Raw genomic sequence first — 15,285 nt, 5'->3', positions numbered from 1 at the left:
GGCTGCGCATTGATGAAACTTCGTCTGAGCTTCCAGGCGCGTATCGCCGGCGTGCTCATCGTGCTGTTGCTGGTGGTGGTTAGCGCGGTGTACGCGTCGGTGAAGTTCGCCACCAGTGACGCCGTGCGCAGCCAGGCACAGACGCAACTGGAAGTCGGTAGCCGGGTCTTCGAACGGCTGATCGACCTGCGCGGTCGCCGCCTGCGCGACGCCGTGCAATTGCTGGCCGCCGACTTCGGCTTCCGCGATGCGGTGGCCAGTTCCGATGCCTCGACCATCCGTTCGGTCCTGCTCAACCACGGCGGGCGCATCAACGCCAGCGACATGTTCCTGCTGGGCATGAACGGCATGGTGGTGGCCAGCACCGAGGACAAGGTCCCGGAGGGTTCGCGCTTCGTCTACGACCAGGCCCTGCGCACTGCCAAGCGCAACAATCAGTCGATGCTTATCGTGCCCGGCGGCGGAACCCCGCACTTGCTGGTCGAAAGTACCGTACTGGCGCCTCTGCCGCTGGGGCGGGTGGTGATGGGGTTCGCCATCGACAGCGACATCGCCCAGGAGCTGCGCTCGCTCAGTGGCCTAGAGGTGTCGTTCCTGACCATCGAGAACGGCCAGCCTGGCAAGCTCATCAGTACCCAGCCCGAGAGCATGCATCCCGAATTGGTGGCGTATATGCGCAGCGCAGCCGGCGGGCAGATGCACCTGACCGAGAACGGCAACCAGAAATTCCTCAGCCAGACCCTGACCCTGGCCAGCAGTCCCGAAAGCCAGGTCATCGCCTTGCTGCAAAGCCCGCTGGACAAGGCCCTGCAAGCCTTCGTGCCGCTCGACGAGAAGATCTTCTGGATTTCCCTGGCTGCCTTGGCCGCCTCCCTGATCGGCACGCTGGCTCTGGCTCGCAGCGTATCGCTGCCGGTGCGGGCGCTGGCCCTGGCCGCCAAGCGCATCGGTGACGGGGACTACCGCACGCCGGTGACCATGGCCCGGGAAGATGAACTGGGCATGCTCGCCGGTGCGATCAACACCATGCAACGCGGCATCGCCGTACGCGAGGATCAACTGGCCCACAATGCCCTGCACGACGCGGTCACCGGCCTGCCGAACCGCACGCTGGTGATGGAGCGCCTGGGCAGTGCGATCGCGACTCACCGCAAGATGGCGCTCATGCACCTGGGTATCGAGAACTTCCGCGCCGTTCACGACAGCCTCGGGGTCGAGGCCTTTGACCAACTGTTGCGTACCTTGGGCCAGCGTTTGCAGTCCAGCCTGCAGGCGGGTGACACGGCCGCCCGGCTGACCGCCCACGAGTTTCTGGTGCTGCTCGATCACGCCAGCACCGACGGCGCGGTGGCGCGTGCCGACCAGCTGCAACAGATGCTCGGGGAGGTGCTGCGCATCGACGGGCACGACGTGACCCTGGACTGCAGCATCGGCATTGCCGTCTACCCCGAGCACGGTGACGCCGCCCAAGAGCTGCTCAATCGCGCGCTGATCGCCTGCAAGGATGCCGCGAAGATGCCTGGGCGTCTGCACATCTACGAAGATGGTCGAGACCTGGCGCATCAGCGGCAGATCGCGCTGATCCGTGACTTGCGCAGCGCCGCACGCAACGGCGAGCTGCATCTGCACTATCAACCCAAGCTGGACATCCGCCTGGGCCAGGTACGCCAGGCCGAAGCCCTGCTGCGCTGGAATCACCCGCAGTTCGGCAATGTCTCGCCGGGCGAATTCATCGTTCTGGCCGAGCGCACCGGCAGTATCCAGTTGCTGACCAACTGGGTCATCGAAGAAGCGATTCGCCAGCTGGACGAGTGGCGCCAGCGCGGCCTGCTGATTCAGCTGTCGGTCAACGTCTCGGCCGATGACCTGCTGGGCGGCGACCTGGTCGGGCACGTGACCCAGATACTGTCGCAGCATCAGGTCGCCGCCGAGCAACTGATCTTCGAAATTACCGAAAGCGCCGTGATGAGCGAGCCCGAGCAGGCCCTGGTGGTGCTCAACCGCCTGCGTGAGTGCGGCATCAGCCTGTCGGTGGACGATTTCGGTACGGGCTATTCCTCACTGGCCCATCTGAAGCGCCTGCCGGTGCAGGAGCTGAAGATCGACCAGTCCTTCGTACGTAACCTCGACGAAACCAGCGAAGACGCGGTCATCGTGCGTTCCACCATCGAAATGAGCCACAACCTCGGGCTCAAGGTGGTCGCCGAAGGTGTCGAGTACCAGCACAGCCTCGACCTGCTCGAGCGCTGGCATTGCGATACGGCTCAAGGCTACCTGATCAGCCGCCCGCTTACGGCGGCGGCGTTCGAGGCATGGATCGCCAAGAGTCATGAACCCACCAGCCTGATGGTCCACTGATATGCACTACAAGAATGCGTTGTTATTGGGGTGCCTGCTGGGCGTCATGGCGCCCGTTGCCGAAGCCGACGGACGCCTTGTGGCCACGGGCGGTGCCAACAGTATCGAGGGCGCAGCCGGTGGCGGTATCACGCCCTGGGCCGTTCTTACCGGCTATGGCGAGGAGGGTGAATGGGGCGCCAGTGCCTTCGCCACCCATGTCGACCTGCCGGACTACGCCCTGGATGTGGCGGGCATGGCGGTGGCCTACGGTAACCGTGTGGAGTTCTCCTACGCGCACCAGCGTTTCGACCTTGGCACCCTGCAGCACAAACTGAGCCTGCCGGATGACAACTTCACCCAGGACATTTTCGGCGTGAAGGTGCGCCTGTTCGGCGACCTGATCTTCGACGACCTGCCGCAGGTTTCTCTGGGCGTGCAGTACAAGCACCAGAACGACTTCCTGATTCCCAGCCTGGTGGGCGCCAAGCGTGATGCCGACGTCGAGGGTTACCTGACCGCCAGCCGCCTGTTCATTGGCGGGGCCTTTGGCTACAACCTGCTGGTCAACGGTGGTGTGCGCTACAGCCGCGCCAACGAAACCGGCCTGCTGGGCTTCGGCGGCGACCGGCGTGACAGCCGCAGCCTGCTCAAGGAAGGTTCGCTGGCCGTGCTGTTCAACCCGCATTGGGCGGTGGGCGTGGAGTACCGCGAAAAGCCAGACAACCTGTCGTTCGCCGGGGAAAGCGACTGGGCTGACGTGTTCGTCGGCTGGTTCCCCAGCAAGCATTTCTCCGTCGTGCTGGCCTACGCGCGGTTGGGCGAGATCGCCACGCTGGATAACCAGAACGGCACCTATCTGTCCTTGCAGGGGAGTTTCTGATGAAGCCGGTCTTGACTCTGTTGCTGGCCTTGCTGCTGGCCGCCTGTGCGCAACAGCCACCCAAGGCTGACAGCCTGTACCAGGCACTGGGCCAGCGCGCCGGGATCCAGCGTATCGTCGAAGGCATGTTGCTCAACGTGGCCAAGGACGAGCGCATCGTCGAGCGGTTTCGCAAGATCGACATCGTACGTTTGCGTGACAAGCTGGTTGAGCAGTTCTGCGCCGAGGCTGGGGGGCCCTGCACCTATACCGGCGCCAGCATGGCCGAATCGCACAAGGGCCAGAACCTGAGCCCGAGCGATTTCAATGCGCTGGTGGAAGACCTGATCGACGCGATGGACGCCGAGAACATCCCCGTCCCGGTACAGAACCGTCTGATCGGTCGCCTGGCGCCGATGCGCGGTGAGGTGATTCGCAAGTGAATTGCCAAGCCCAGTGAACGCGGGCCGTCTCAACGGCCCACGAGATTCTGCCTGGCCCACTGCTCGGCGGTGGTGACCGCAATCGCTTGCCGCTCGTTGAAGGTCTCAGCCTTGGACCAGGCCACGCCTCGACCTTGGGCGAACACGGCGCGGTACTTCTTGATGTGGTGAGTGGGGTCTTTGCGCAGCTCATCGAGCAGGTACGGAACCGTCCACACGTTACGCTCGAAGGGGCGCCCCAGTACGCGTTCGAGAATGTCGGCCACCTGCCCGTACGACACCGTATCGCCAGACAAGTAGATGATCTGGTTACGAAAGTGCGGTTCGAAGAATACGATCTCGGCAGTCAGAGCCCCGATGTCATCCGGTGTGGTGAGCGTTACACGATTGTCGAGGCTGCCCAGCGCATTCAGGGTGTCGTTATCGAAGTCGACCACCTCGAATACGGGCTCGAACATGAAGCTGGTGAACATGCCAGTCGAGATGATTACCCATTCGGTCTTGTCCTGGGCACGCAGCGCCTCGCGCACGTCGAGCTGGGCATCGAACAGATCCTGAGGGCTACCGCGCCCGATGACCTCGAAATCGACGCCGAACTGCCAGGGGAAGTAGCGTTTCACCCCCGACTTCAACGCGGCGGTAGCCAGCTTCATAGGTGTTTCCCGACCCGCGACCATGCCGGCGCAGCCAATCACAGTGTCGAAATGGGCGAACACCTCGGCCAACTGGTCGATCAAGTCATTCACCAGGTCGGCGGCAACCATCTGGATGCCCAGACCGCGCAGCTCATCGATCTCCGACTTCTTTCCCGGTTCCTGGGTATTGATGGTCGAGTCCCTGAGCAGCACGCTGATGGTCGAACCCGGCACACGCCTGGCCACCCGCGCAAGGTTGCGCAAAACCGGAAGGCCCAGTTCGCCCGCGCCCAGCACGAGGATCGATTGGGGAACCGGTTGAGTCACTGCGGTCATGATTTCTCCTGGAATATCGTTGCCTGTAGGATGCGCGAATGCTGGCACGATCAGGCCGCACCGGTAAGAAGGCACACGGGTGATACCAGGGGGAGCAATGACCGATCAGGAAACGCTCAGGCAGGCAGAACTTATCTGCCAGACGCTGAGGGAAGATGATGACGGCGTCAGGCGCGAAGTCCTCACCCATGCCGGCAGCCGCTGGGCGTTGGGTATCCTGCATGCCTTGGGCGTGTACGGAACCATGCGTCATGCCGAGATCAAGCGGCAGATGACGGGCGTGACGCAGCGCATGCTCACCAAGACTCTGCGTGACATGGAGCGTGACGGCCTGGTGTCACGCCAGGAGTTCGACGAGGTCCCGCCGCGTGTCGAGTACGCCTTGACCCCCTTGGGTCATGGGTTGCTGGTGCGCATGTCGCCGGTGTGGACCTGGGTGGTGGAAAACGTCGAGCAGATTCGCATGGCGCGGCGCCAATTCGACAGCCAGGAGGCGCGTAAACCGGCCTGGCAGACACCCGTGCCGATGCCTGGGGATGAGTAGGCGATCCGGAGCGAGCTGACTGGCAACCGCGCCTGTTCGATCAAGGCCTCATTGCGAATCAGTTCGCTCCGATGGATCGGCAAGCTCGCCCGCCGCCCTGTTTTCAAGGGCGGCGGGAAATCGGATGGTTACTTCGGCAGCTTGAACGCCAGCACATAGTCACCCTGGCGGGTGCCCAGCGAGCCGTGGCCGCCGGCCATGACCAGCACGTACTGCTGACCATCCTTGCCGGTGTAGGTCATCGGCGTGGTCTGCGCGCCGGCGGGCAGGCGGCCTTCCCAGAGCTGCTTGCCGTTGCGCAGGTCGTAGGCGCGCAGGTACTGGTCCAGGGTGCCGCTGAGGAAGCCCAGGCCACTGGCGGTGGTGATGGTGCCACCCAGGCTGGGCACGCCCATGGTCAGCGGAATCGGTACCGGCGAGCTGTCACGCACGGTGCCGTTCTTGTGCTTCCACAGCACCTTGTGGGTGGTCAGGTCCACTGCTGCCACATAGCCCCAGGCCGGTGCCTGGCAAGGCAGGCCCATCGGCGACAGCAGCGCTTCGAGAATCACCCCGTAAGGCGCGCCCTTGTTCGGCTGTACGCCCTCGGTCTCGCTCTTGCGTCCCGGCCCGGCAGCCACCTCGGCGGCAGGCACCAGCTTGGAGCGGAAGGCCATGTAGCTGGGGTTGACGAAGGCGATCTGGCGCACCGGGTCGACCGAAATACCGCCCCAGTCGAAGACCCCGAAGTTGCCAGGGTAGACGATGCTGCCCTGCAGCGAAGGCGGGGTGAACGGGCCTTCATAGCGCAGCGACTTGAAGTCGATACGGCACAGCGCCTGGTCGAATGGCGTTACACCCCACATGTCGCGCTCGCGCAGATCCGGTGGCATGAAGTTCAGCTCCGATTTGGGCTGGGTCGGCGAGGTGCGATCGCCCTCGACTGCGCCTTGCGGCACCGGCACTTCGTGGATCGGCACGATGGGCTGGCCGGTCAACCGGTCCAGCACGTAGATGCTGCCCTGCTTGGTCGAGGCCAGCACCGCCGGCTTGAGGCCGTCGGCGGTCTTCAGGTCCATCAGCGTCGGCTGCCCGCCGACGTCCATGTCCCACAGGTCGTGGTGAGTGAACTGATAGTTCCAGCGCACCTTGCCGGTGGCGATGTCCAGAGCCACCAGGCCGGCGCTGTACTTCTCCGACGCTTCGGTGCGGTTGCCGCCCCACTGGTCAGGCATCTGGTTGCCCATGGGCAGATAGACCAGCCCCAGCTTCTCGTCGACGCTGAACATCGACCACATGTTGGGCGAGTTGCGCGTATAGGTTTCACCCGGTGCGATCGGCTCGGTCTTCTCCGGGTTGCCGCTGTCCCAGTTCCACACCAGCTGGCCGGTGCGCACGTCGTAGGCGCGGATCACGCCAGAGGGCTCGTCGGTGGAGACGTTGTCGGTCACGTGACCGCCGATGATCACCAGGTCGCGGGTCACGGCCGGTGGCGAAGTGGAGTAGTAGCCACCCGGTGCGAAGCTGCCAATGTTGGTGGTCAGGTCGACCGCACCCTGGTTGCCGAAGTCGCTGCATGGCTTGCCGGTGTCGGCATCCAGGGCGATCAGGCGGGTGTCGGCGGTGGGCAGGAAAATGCGCTTGCTGCAGGCGGCGGGCGATGCCACCGGCTGTGCACCCGACGCGGATTCGGTCGCATACGCCGCCTGATCATGGTAGGCCACGCCACGGCAGGTCATGTGGGCCCAGCCCTTGAAGTCCTTGGCGCTCTGGGTGCTGATTTTCGGATCGTAGCGCCAGATTTCCTTGCCGCTGTCCGGGTCCAGGGCGATGACCTGGCTGTGCGGTGTGCACACGTAGAGCATGCCGTTGACCTTCAGCGGCGTGTTCTCTGCGGTGGTCTCGCCGGGGTCGCCAGGGCCGGGGATGTCACCGGTGCGGAAGGTCCAGGCCGGTTCCAGCTTGTGCACGTTTTCCGGCGTGATCTGCGTCAGCGGCGAATAGCGGTCACCGAAGGCGGTGCGACCGTAGGACTGCCAGTCACCGTCCGGCATGGCCGGGGCGCTGCTGGTCGTGCCGGCGGTTTCGCGGTCCAGCTGGCCCTCGATACGGCCCGGATGGGTGAACTGGCTGGCCAGCGCCACCAGGCCGGCGAGCAGCACGGCGAGGGTCAGGCCACCGCTGTGCAGCGGCGCGGGTGTACCGCCGAGCAGCGGGCGACGGATCCAGGGCAGCAGCATGACCAGGCCCAGCACGAACCACAGTGCCAGGCGTGGCACCAGTTGCCACCAGTCCAGGCCGACTTCCCAGAGCGACCACAGGGTGCTGGCGAACAGGAACAGCGCATACAGCCCCAGGGCGGCCCGGTGCCCTTTGAACAGCAGCAGGGCGGTCAGCGCCAGGGCGATCCCCGACACCAGGTAATAGGGCGAACCGCCCAATTGCAGCAGTTTTAGCCCAAGGCCCAGCAGCACCAGGCCCATCAGCAGCAGTAGCGCTGCAAGCAGGGTCGGTAGCAGGGGGCGTCGGCGAACAGCACCTTCAGTGCCCATAGTGCGAATCTCCATGAAGGTTAGTGAATAGCGCCTTGTTCATCGTTATTAGAGCTCAGGCGTCTTCCCTTGCGGCTCCGGGGAACCGGGCTTTCACACCACGGCCCAGGCAGGCGGGACAAGGGGCGGCAGGCCTTCGGGCGTCCGATGGATGCGGCCTGCACACAGAGCAGACGTCACAGGTAACAAAACGTTTCCTCGACATGGCGAAACAGGACCGATGACCGCCTTGTTGACCACCGGTTGCCGCTTGGAAGGCATCGGCGCCTACACTCGCGTGAAGCGTGGCCAGTGACAGGCTCTTCCCGCTGCGCGCCGGCTCGGCTAAGGTGCGCTCCTTTTCCGGCGCTCATTCAAGGTGCGAGATGACTACCCCCTCCAAAGACCCGCTGCATGGCGTGACCCTGCAACGCATCCTCGAAGTCCTGGTAGAGCACTACCAGTGGTCCGGGCTGGCCGAGCGCATCGACATCCGCTGCTTCAAGAGCGATCCGAGCATCAAGTCGAGCCTGACCTTCCTGCGCAAGACACCTTGGGCACGGGAAAAGGTCGAAGCCCTGTATATCCGTTTGCAGCGGGGTGCCTCGCGTTGAGGGCGCTGCCCCAGACGCTGAGGACACGCAATGCACAATGAACAGCGGCCGCTCGGCCTGCTACGCAGACGTTGCCTGTTGCTGGCGGCGGTCATGGGTTGGTCTGGCTTGGCGATTCAGCAGTACCTGATCTTCATCTCCCGTTGGGACGACCAGGCCAGCCTGCTGGGCGGGCTGGTGAAGTTCTTCAGCTTCTTCACGGTATTGAGCAACACTCTGGTGGCGGTGGCGCTGACCTGTGCGCTCAGCGCACGCGGCAGCGCCGGGCACCGTTTCTTCCGTAACCCGACGGTGTGTGGCGGCATCACGGCGAGCATTGCCCTGGTGAGCATTGCCTACAACCTATTGTTGCGCCACCTCTGGCAGCCCGAAGGCTGGCAGTGGCTGGCCGACGAGCTGCTGCATGACATCATGCCAGCGGTGTTCATCGTCTACTGGTGTGTCTGCGTGCCCAAGGCGTACCTGGGCGCTCGCCATGTGCTGGCGTGGATGCTCTATCCGCTGGTGTACTTCGGCTATGTGCTGATACGCGGCAGCTTGCTGGGCGACTACGTGTATCCCTTCATCGACATCGGCAGTATTGGCGTGGCCCAGGCCTTGGTCAACGCCAGCGGTGTGCTGGCCGGCTTCGTGGGCATCGCCTTGCTGTTGCTGGCAGCCGACCGCCTGCTGAAAAGGCCCTGACCCACAGGCGTACCTGCGCTATCAGGCGGCAGGCTGTTCTTCCTGGCGCCAGTAGCCGGCAGCCTTGACGAATTCGTCGTCCAGGCCTCGCTCGTCGAGCAGTACGCGGCGTGCCTGGCGCGACAGTGTCGCTTCGGTAGCCACCCACGCGTACAGCTTGCCCGCCGGAATCTCGACCTGGCGAATGGCGTCCAGCAGGTCCTGTTCGCCCCGCACCACCCAGGTGACCGCGACCTCGGCCTGGCTGGCCAGCGCCTGGCGTTCGTTCAGATTCGCCACTTCGACAAGCACCTTCGCCGTGCGGCCTGCCGGCAGCTCTTCCAGGCGCCTTGCGATGGCCGGCAGTGCCGTTTCGTCGCCGATCAGCAGGTAGCTGTCGAAGATGTCCGGCACCACCATCGAGCCGCGTGGGCCGGCAATGTACAGGACCTGGCCAGGGGCGGCCTGAGCGGCCCAGGTGGCGGCAGGACCATCGCCGTGCAGGACGAAGTCGATGTCCAGTTCCTGGCTCTGCGGGTCGTAGCGGCGCGGCGTGTAGTCGCGCATGGCCGGGCGTGGCCCTTCGTTGCTGCCGCCCAGTTGCAGCGTGTCCAGCGCGGCCTGTTCCTCCGCGTTGCGCGGGAACAGCAGCTTGACGTGGTCGTCGGCGCCCAGGCTGATGAACCCGGCCAGCTCCGGGCCGTGCAGGGTGATGCGGCGCATCAGCGGGGTGAGGTCGGTGACGCGCAGCACTTCGAGCTTGCGGCGCTTGATTTCATGCATGACGCGATGGATCGATTCGGCTGAGTTCATGGCGAATTCTCCGCAGAGGAAAGGGGACCGCCGGCAATCGCCTTGGCGGTTTCATTGAGCAGGTCGCGCACGCGGATGATCTCTTCGGGCGTCCAGCGCCCGTGGTGCATCTGCAGCGCATGGCGAACGTTGTGCACGGCCTCGTGAATTTCTGCAGGCCGGTCATGGCCACGCAGGGCACGCTTGCTGACTTCGATGCGCAGCCGCACGTTTTCCATGGCCACACGTTGCTCGGCCAGCCACACGCGCCCGGTGTCGGTCAGCGAGTAGCAGCGCTTGCCGGCGTCGGTATCTCCGTGGATCAGCTGGCTTACTTCGAGAAAGGTCAGGGTTGGGTAGATCACCCCGGGGCTGGGGCTGTACTGGCCGTCGAAGAGGGTTTCGATCTGGCGGATCAGGTCATAGCCATGGCACGGCTGGGCGGCGATCAGGTCGAGCAGCAGCAGTTTGAGGTCGCCCGGTGCGAACACCCGTGGGCCGCGGCCGCCCCGCTCGCGGCCACCGCGTTTTTCCGCAGCTGGCCAGGCAGGGGGAAACTCTTCAGCCATCTCGTGTGCTCCGTGTTACGTTTAGATATACCTTAAGATATATCTTTACGAATTCGCAAGCACTTTATCGAGACTCATTCGCATTTTTATTGGGGCCTCAGCGCAGGGCGGCGCTGAGTACGCCATCCTTTACCGGCGGCGCGCTCGGCTTGCCGCACATGGCCTGGCCGTGTTCCTCGAGGTACGGGGTGAGGAAGGGCGCCATGCCCTTGAGCACCTGCACCGGCAGGGCCGAGGTGAAGCGGAAGCCTTCGGCGGCGCGGCCCGGCACATAGGCGGTGAGGGTGCCGAAGTGGTTGTCGCCCAGGTAGAACACGAAGGTGGCGGTGCGGTTGAGGGCCCGTGACTGCAACACATGACCGCCCGAGCCAAAGCTCTGGATGCGGTTATCACCGGTACCGGTCTTGCCGCCCATCACCACCGGCGTGCCATCGTGCAGCACGAAACTGCCCTGGATACGCCTGGCGGTGCCGCCATCGACCACTTCCGAGAGCGCCTCGCGCATGGCCCGCGCCACTTCGGGTTCCATGACGCGCTTGCCCAGTTGCGGGTTGCTGATCAGTTGGGCTTCGTAGGGTGTGCCCTCGGCGAAGTGCAGGTTGTCGATACGCACGGTCGGCAGGCGAATGCCGTCGTTCTGGATGATGCCGATCAGCTCGGCCAGCGCGGCCGGGCGATCGCCGGAACTGCCCAGCGCAGTAGCCAGCGAGGGCACCAGGTGGTCGAAGGGATAGCCCAGGCGCTGCCAGCGCTGTTCGATGTCGAGGAATGCCTCGACTTCCATCATGGTTCGAATGCGGCTGTCGCGGGCGCTCTTGTGCCGGCTCTTGAACAGCCAGCTGTACACCTCCTGGCGTTCGTAGGTACTGGCCGCCACGGCATCGCCGAACTGCGCCTGCGGGTGCTTCAGCAGGTAGCCCACCAGCCACAGGTCCAAGGGATGGACACGCGCGATGTAGCCCTGGTCTGGCAGGTCGTAGGCGCCGGGGCCGTAGCTTCGATACATCTCGGCCAGGCGCTTGTCGCTCACCTTGGCGCGTTCGCTGTCCGGCAGGTGGGCACGCACGAAACTGTCGAAGGTGGCCTGGTCGGCGGCCGGCAGCAGGTAACGGTGCACCGCCGCCAGCCGCGAGGCCATGGGCCTTACCCCGTCGAGGAAGGTGTCGAGACGTTCCTGGCTGTTCTTGTCCTTGTAGCGCTTCCAGAAGCGCAGCAGGAACACACGGCCTTCACGGTCGGCGAACTGGCTCAGGTATTCCTGGCGGCGTGGGTCCTTGTCGTCCTTGAGCAGCTCGGCGCTGTTGCCCGGCGCCTGGTAGGTGCTGTAGCGCACCACGTCGCGCATCAGGCGCACGAATGGCAGGTTGATCGACTCGCGCAGCGATTCACGCAGGGTCGGCAGGCGGCCGTTGTCTTCGCGGCGGAAGTTGTTGAAGCGGTGCAGGCCGCCACCGGTGAAGAAGGCTTCGCCGGGGCTGGCCGAGTAGCGACGGTCCAGCGCCGCAGAGAGCATCTGCGACAGGTCGCGGTCTGGTGTGCGTACCAGGTAGTCCAGCGCCCAGCGGGTCAGCAGGTCAGGTTCCTCCACCGGCACCTTGCGCAGTTGCGCCACGCTCATACCGGCGTAGCGCTGATGCAGCTCGGCGATGATTTCCAGGTAAGTGGTCAGTACGCGCAGCTTGGCGGTGGAGCCCAGTTCCAGCTTGCTGCCCTCGTTGATGTCGAACGGCTGGTCGGTGCTGTCGGTCTGAATCCTGACCCGAAAGCCATCCGCGCTGCGTTCGAACAGGGTGAAGCTGTAGCGCACCTCGCCGGTGCTCGCCGGGGTCAGCAGGCGGTCGCCGATCAGCCCCAGGCTGGCGGCGAATTTCGGGTCGGCCAGGTCGCGCAGGTACTGGGTGACCTTGTCCTGCAGCTCGCCCTGCAGGGTGGTGCTGGCGGAAAGATCCAGGCGGTCGAGGTCGTACAGCGGCCGGTCGAGCATGTTCGACAGGCGGGTGCGCACCACGTTGATGCCCTTGTTGCCTTCCATGGGCTGCCAGGTCGGTTGCTGGTCCCAGTCGCGGTAAGTCACCTGGGCGGCCAGGGCGGCATCGGCCAGGCGGCGGTCGATGACACCGGCATCGGTCAGTACGCGAATATGGCTGTCGGTGAGTTCGGCCAGTTCAGCGCGTCCCTTGGCCAGATAGTACGAAGGGCGGCGCTGGGCGATCACCAGCGACAGCACTTCGCGCAGCGCCACGGCTTTGGAGGCCAGCGCCTTGGTGGTATCGGCCGGGTCGCGCAGGCGCTGGTTGGTGGTCTCGAAGTCGGCACCGAACCATACCCGCAGGCCTTCGGCCAGGCCGTGTACCTCGCCATGACCGGGCACGGCGGAAAGCGGCACGCTGTTGAGGTAATCGCGCACCACGTGCTGGCGGGCATCGAGGGTCTGTTCGCCCTGCTGATAGGCACGCACGCTGGCCGAGAACATCTGCCGCAGCTTTTCGCCGCCATTCAAGGTCAGGCCGTCGGGGGAGTGGCGATACTTCTCCAGCTGCGTGGCCAGCGTGCTGCCGCCGGCCGACTGGCCGGGCAGGGCCAGCAGCTTGGCGACCTGCGACCAGGCTGCCTTGACGAAGCGCGGCCAATCCACGGCCGGGTTGGCCAAAGGTTGCTGCGGATCGAGCAGGTTGCGGTTCTCGATGAACAGCAGGCTGTGCACCACCAGCGGTGGGATGTCGTTGAAGCTCTGGTACAGCTGTTGCGGATAATCGAAGCGGTACAAGGGCTGTGCACGGCAGTCGGTGATGGTCAGGCCGGCCTGGATCTTCTCCTCGTAAGGCACGAAGAAACCGTGCTCGGTGTAGCGCATCAGCTCGGGAGAGAAGCGTGCCTGTGCACTGATGAGGTAGTCGCGCTTGAGCAGGCGCTCCAGGAATCGGTCCATTGCCGAATAACCCAGGCGCCTGTCGAAGGGGCCGTCGCCGGGGTAGATTTTCTGGTCGGTGGGGCCTGGCTGCAGCGACCAGGTGAGGGTCGCAGCAAAGCGACTGATTTCTCGGGCCTGCAGACGCGAGCTGCGGGTTTCCTGCACGATGGCGACGCCCAGCGCCACACCCCCCATGATCGCCAGTACCCAGAATACTCGCCAGCCGTAACGCTTGCGGCGCGGGGCAGGTTGCACGCGAGTCTCTTGTTCAGGTGCGGTGTCGGTCTCTTTCGGACCGGTATCGGAATGCCGTAATACGCCCATGATCGACTGGCCCCGGCCTTTTCAAACGCACTTGTCACAAGCTTAGACGCTGGTTCAGAGCGGTGGAGGAAATTGTCTTCAGCGCCACACCGCGCTCAGGTTGTAGGCCAGGCCGACCACCGCAATCAGCAGCAGGGCCGTGGCGGAGCCCAGCCTGACCAGGCGCCCGGCGCCGCGCCGGGTCAGTTGGACGGCAAGCAGGATCCAGGCGCTGAGCACCGCCAGGTCGAGGACCACCCAGATCAGCACCAGCAGCAACAGGCTGCTTTCCAGGCGGCTGGTGACCTGCAGGAACTGCGGAAAGAAGGCGAGGAAAAACACGATGTCCTTGGGGTTGGCGATGCCGGTCAGAAAGCCTTGCAGCCAGCCTCCCTGGCTGTTGATCGAAGCAGGCTCGGCGTGGTCGCTACCCCTCGCCCCGCGCAGGGTTCCCAGGCCCAGCCAGGCCATGAACAGGCAGCCCAGCACGCTCAGCGCATTGAGCAGGCGCACGTCCAGCGCGGCGCTGCTGACGATGATCCAGGCGGCGGCGCCGATCAGCGCCAGTGACGCGAGGTTGGTACCCAGCAAGGTGGTCATGGCGCGCCGGGTGCCGCTCTGGCTGGCGGTGTGGGTTACCAGAGCCACCACCGGGCCGGGCGTGGCGATCAGCAATAGCACAGTCAGTGTGTAGCTCAGGATCAAGGCAGTATTCACGGCGCGTCATTCATTCAACGGGAAGAGGTGAGGTGCGAATTTTCGAGGCCCGGTGCCGCGTTGTAAAACGCGTTGGCTTCTGACCTACTATGAGTTCAACTCATGATGGATGCCTTTATGACCGAACGGATTCCAGCGCTTTATGCCCTGCGCGCTTTCGAAATCGCCGCCCGCCACGGGTCGTTCAGCAAGGCGGCACAGGAACTGTCGGTGACCCAGAGTGCGGTGAGTCACCATGTGCGCAACCTGGAGTCGCTGTTCGATTGCGAGCTGTTCGAGCGTCACGGCCCGCGCCTGCGTCTGACCGAGCAGGGGCGAATGCTGGCCGAGCCTCTCAAGGCCGGTTTCAAGCTCATCGACGATGCCTGCACGCTGCTGCGCAGTGACCGTCAGCGCCTGCGCCTCAAGGCGCCCTCGACGCTGACCATGCGCTGGCTGCTCAAGGTCCTGGATCGCTTTCGGCAGGCCGGGCAGAGCTGCGAAGTGCAGCTGTCCAGCGTGTGGATGGATGTCGACACCGTGGACTTCTATACCGAGCCCTACGACTGCGCGATCCTCCTGAGTGATGGGCATTACCCGGCGGACGTCGAGCACTGTCGGCTGTTCGAGGAATGGCTGGTGCCGGTGTGTCATCCCGATTACCTGCCAGACCCGGAGCCTGAGCTTGCCGTGCTCGGGCGTCTGGAGCTGCTGCACGCGACCCGCGACCGTCGTGACTGGCAGCGCTGGCTGGCCCGTGTGGGCAGCGGCAGGCACGTCGACCTGCGCCGCGGGCAACTGTTCGATACCCTCGACCAAGGCATCAGCGCTGCCGCCCAGGGGTTGGGTATTTCAGTGGTCGACCTGTTTCTGGCCGGTAGCGAGATCAGCAATGGGCAACTGCGCCTGCCGTTCAGGCAGGCCGTGGCCACAGGGCAGGGCTATGACCTGGTGTGGCTCAAGTCCAGCCCCAAGGCCCGGCAGATGCGCGTACTGCGCGATTATCTGCTGGAGCAACTGCCGGCGTGTCCGGATGGGGGGCTGGAGTGGTTGCCGCTTCGAGCGTGACC

13 protein-coding genes are annotated in these 15,285 nt (G+C 64.6%); 7 read left to right on the top strand and 6 right to left on the bottom strand.

All coding sequences use genetic code 11. The features are described from left to right. Positions 1-12: 12 nt before the first annotated feature. The 3 genes from QZ497_RS03405 to QZ497_RS03395 are packed head-to-tail and all read left to right on the top strand — an operon-like array spanning position 13 to position 3,642. Positions 13-2,358, top strand: a complete 2,346-nt coding sequence (locus tag QZ497_RS03405; protein ID WP_295471044.1) for an EAL domain-containing protein — start codon at positions 13-15, stop codon at positions 2,356-2,358. A 1-nt stretch (position 2,359) separates the two neighbouring features. After that, complete coding sequence (locus QZ497_RS03400; protein ID WP_295471043.1) at positions 2,360-3,220, top strand: DUF3034 family protein; 861 nt, start codon at positions 2,360-2,362, stop codon at positions 3,218-3,220. Beyond that, positions 3,220-3,642 carry a group 1 truncated hemoglobin gene (locus tag QZ497_RS03395; RefSeq protein WP_295471042.1) on the top strand — a complete coding sequence of 141 codons (423 nt, stop codon included), beginning with the start codon at positions 3,220-3,222 and terminating at the stop codon, positions 3,640-3,642. The genes QZ497_RS03400 and QZ497_RS03395 overlap by 1 nt, the downstream gene beginning before the upstream one ends. Positions 3,643-3,671: 29 nt before the next feature. Here the strand turns inward: QZ497_RS03395 and QZ497_RS03390 are convergent, their stop codons facing one another. Beyond that, positions 3,672-4,613, bottom strand: coding sequence for an aromatic alcohol reductase (locus QZ497_RS03390; protein WP_295471041.1), 942 nt, complete (start codon positions 4,611-4,613; stop codon positions 3,672-3,674). 97 nt (positions 4,614-4,710) lie between these two features. Here QZ497_RS03390 and QZ497_RS03385 point away from each other — a divergent pair, with 97 nt between their 5' ends. Continuing rightward, entirely contained in the window at positions 4,711-5,157 is a 447-nt protein-coding gene (locus QZ497_RS03385; protein ID WP_295471039.1) for a helix-turn-helix domain-containing protein, read from the top strand. A gap of 128 nt (positions 5,158-5,285) precedes the next feature. Here the strand turns inward: QZ497_RS03385 and QZ497_RS03380 are convergent, their stop codons facing one another. Further along, on the bottom strand, positions 5,286-7,688 hold the full coding sequence (locus tag QZ497_RS03380) for a glucose/quinate/shikimate family membrane-bound PQQ-dependent dehydrogenase (RefSeq protein WP_295471038.1): 2,403 nt from the start codon (positions 7,686-7,688) through the stop codon (positions 5,286-5,288). A 365-nt stretch (positions 7,689-8,053) separates the two neighbouring features. Between QZ497_RS03380 and QZ497_RS03375 the strand changes: the two genes are divergently transcribed. Further along, positions 8,054-8,281 carry a VF530 family protein gene (locus tag QZ497_RS03375; RefSeq protein WP_295471036.1) on the top strand — a complete coding sequence of 76 codons (228 nt, stop codon included), beginning with the start codon at positions 8,054-8,056 and terminating at the stop codon, positions 8,279-8,281. 30 nt (positions 8,282-8,311) lie between these two features. After that, positions 8,312-8,965 carry a Pr6Pr family membrane protein gene (locus tag QZ497_RS03370; protein WP_295471034.1) on the top strand — a complete coding sequence of 218 codons (654 nt, stop codon included), beginning with the start codon at positions 8,312-8,314 and terminating at the stop codon, positions 8,963-8,965. Between the two features lie 21 nt (positions 8,966-8,986). On the opposite strand, the gene QZ497_RS03365 is transcribed toward QZ497_RS03370, so the two are convergent. From QZ497_RS03365 to QZ497_RS03350, 4 genes are all read right to left on the bottom strand, one after another. Continuing rightward, complete coding sequence (locus QZ497_RS03365) at positions 8,987-9,757, bottom strand: siderophore-interacting protein (RefSeq protein WP_295471032.1); 771 nt, start codon at positions 9,755-9,757, stop codon at positions 8,987-8,989. Next, on the bottom strand, positions 9,754-10,305 hold the full coding sequence (locus tag QZ497_RS03360; RefSeq protein ID WP_295471031.1) for a PadR family transcriptional regulator: 552 nt from the start codon (positions 10,303-10,305) through the stop codon (positions 9,754-9,756). Before QZ497_RS03360 ends, QZ497_RS03365 begins: the two co-directional genes overlap by 4 nt. A 97-nt stretch (positions 10,306-10,402) precedes the next feature. Beyond that, complete coding sequence (locus tag QZ497_RS03355) at positions 10,403-13,540, bottom strand: transglycosylase domain-containing protein (RefSeq protein WP_295471029.1); 3,138 nt, start codon at positions 13,538-13,540, stop codon at positions 10,403-10,405. A gap of 78 nt (positions 13,541-13,618) precedes the next feature. Next, a complete protein-coding gene (locus QZ497_RS03350; RefSeq protein WP_295471027.1) occupies positions 13,619-14,236 on the bottom strand; it encodes a LysE family translocator in 618 nt (205 codons plus the stop codon). Between the two features lie 117 nt (positions 14,237-14,353). On the opposite strand from QZ497_RS03350, the gene QZ497_RS03345 reads away from it, so the two are divergent. Next, the gene (locus tag QZ497_RS03345; protein WP_295471025.1) at positions 14,354-15,283 is read left to right on the top strand and encodes a LysR substrate-binding domain-containing protein; all 930 of its coding nucleotides are present in this window, start codon (positions 14,354-14,356) and stop codon (positions 15,281-15,283) included. The last annotated feature ends 2 nt before the right edge of the window (positions 15,284-15,285 follow it).

The sequence above is a fragment of the uncultured Pseudomonas sp. genome (assembly GCF_913777995.1).
GTDB lineage: Bacteria > Pseudomonadota > Gammaproteobacteria > Pseudomonadales > Pseudomonadaceae > Aquipseudomonas.
This window is presented reverse-complemented; position numbering and strand designations above follow the sequence as displayed.

Coding starts and splice junctions, on each gene's coding strand:
- QZ497_RS03405 (WP_295471044.1), top strand. CDS start 13: ATGAAACTTCGTCTGAGCTTCCAGGCGCGTATCGCCGGCGTGCTCATC.
- QZ497_RS03400 (WP_295471043.1), top strand. CDS start 2,360: ATGCACTACAAGAATGCGTTGTTATTGGGGTGCCTGCTGGGCGTCATG.
- QZ497_RS03395 (WP_295471042.1), top strand. CDS start 3,220: ATGAAGCCGGTCTTGACTCTGTTGCTGGCCTTGCTGCTGGCCGCCTGT.
- QZ497_RS03390 (WP_295471041.1), bottom strand. CDS start 4,613: ATGACCGCAGTGACTCAACCGGTTCCCCAATCGATCCTCGTGCTGGGC.
- QZ497_RS03385 (WP_295471039.1), top strand. CDS start 4,711: ATGACCGATCAGGAAACGCTCAGGCAGGCAGAACTTATCTGCCAGACG.
- QZ497_RS03380 (WP_295471038.1), bottom strand. CDS start 7,688: ATGGGCACTGAAGGTGCTGTTCGCCGACGCCCCCTGCTACCGACCCTG.
- QZ497_RS03375 (WP_295471036.1), top strand. CDS start 8,054: ATGACTACCCCCTCCAAAGACCCGCTGCATGGCGTGACCCTGCAACGC.
- QZ497_RS03370 (WP_295471034.1), top strand. CDS start 8,312: ATGCACAATGAACAGCGGCCGCTCGGCCTGCTACGCAGACGTTGCCTG.
- QZ497_RS03365 (WP_295471032.1), bottom strand. CDS start 9,757: ATGAACTCAGCCGAATCGATCCATCGCGTCATGCATGAAATCAAGCGC.
- QZ497_RS03360 (WP_295471031.1), bottom strand. CDS start 10,305: ATGGCTGAAGAGTTTCCCCCTGCCTGGCCAGCTGCGGAAAAACGCGGT.
- QZ497_RS03355 (WP_295471029.1), bottom strand. CDS start 13,540: ATGGGCGTATTACGGCATTCCGATACCGGTCCGAAAGAGACCGACACC.
- QZ497_RS03345 (WP_295471025.1), top strand. CDS start 14,354: ATGACCGAACGGATTCCAGCGCTTTATGCCCTGCGCGCTTTCGAAATC.